This window comes from Actinoallomurus sp. NPDC052274 (genome assembly GCF_040679475.1).
Lineage (GTDB): Bacteria > Actinomycetota > Actinomycetes > Streptosporangiales > Streptosporangiaceae > Actinoallomurus > Actinoallomurus liliacearum.
Window position 1 is genome coordinate 1 of sequence record NZ_JBFAUT010000159.1, and the last position, 1,214, is coordinate 1,214.

General features: G+C 64.7%; 1 protein-coding gene. It reads left to right on the plus strand.

Annotated elements, in window-relative coordinates:
- The first annotated feature begins 37 nt into the window (after positions 1-37).
- The gene (locus AB0K82_RS44620; RefSeq protein ID WP_364409856.1) at positions 38-1,174 is read left to right on the plus strand and encodes an IS701 family transposase; all 1,137 of its coding nucleotides are present in this window, start codon (positions 38-40) and stop codon (positions 1,172-1,174) included.
- Positions 1,175-1,214 lie beyond the last annotated feature (40 nt).

Consider the following 1,214-nt stretch of genomic DNA (forward strand, 5'->3'; position numbering starts at 1 on the left):
GCCCCTCCAATACGCCGGTGCGGTGACAGCCGCGGATCTGGATGCGTGGAAGTCGGAGTTCGAACGAGTGTGTGCGCGGTTTGAGGGCCGGTGGGTACGGCCTGAGCCGCGTGAGCACTTCCGTCAGTATCTGCGTGGGCTGTTGGCGCCGTTGGCGCGGAAGAACTCCTGGACGATTTCGGAGTTCACCGGTGAGCGCAGGCCGACGGCGGTGCAGCGGTTCATCAACCTGACGCCATGGGACGCCGATGGGTTGCGTGATGAGGTCCGCTCCTATGCGATCGAGCATTTCGCCGACGAGCGGGCGGTGCTGATCGCGGACCCGACCGGGTTCGCGAAGAAGGGCACCAAGTCGGCCGGGGTGCAGCGGCAGTATTCCGGGACGCTGGGCCGCATCGACAACTGTCAGATCGGGGTGTTCCTGGCGTATGCCAACACGGCCGGGGATCGGGTGCTGATCGACCGTGAACTGTATCTGCCGGAGAAATCGTGGTGTGCTGAGCCTGACCGGCGAGCCGAAGCTCATGTGCCCGAACAGGTGACGTTCGCGACGCGTCCGCAGCAGGTGGCGGCCATGATCACCCGGACGCTCGCGGCCGGGGTGCCGTTCGCGTGGTTCGCCGCCGACGAGGAGTTCGGCCAAAACCCCGGGCTGCGCTCCTACCTGGAAGCAGCCCAGATCGCCTACTGCATGGCCGTGCCCAAGACCACCGACACCACAACGGGCAATGTGTCCACCGCTGCCGCGGGCCCCGCCGTCGTCCAGAACATCGCCGCGCGGTTGAAACCTCACGATTGGCAGCGGCGTTCCTGCGGGATCGGAGCCAAAGGGTTCCGGGTTTATGACTGGGCGCTGATCGAATCCGGCACCCCTGGGCACCAGTACGTATTCCGCCGGAACATCACCGACGGTGAGCTCGCGTACTTCCATTGCCATAATCTGCGCGGTGACGGGCTGTCGGAGCTGGTTCGGGTCATCGGGTCCCGCTGGCCGATTGAGGAGTGTTTCGAGGCCGCCAAGCAAGAAGCGGGACTGGACCAGTACCAGTTCCGTCTCTACCACGCCTGGTACCGGCACATCACTATGGCGATGCTCGCTATGACCTTTCTCGCCGTGCTGCGTTCTGCCGGTAAAAAGGGGATCCACGACCTGTGGACGACCGCCAGCACCTGACGTCGCACACCCGGCGAATCAGCACGAATCCTCATGCGAC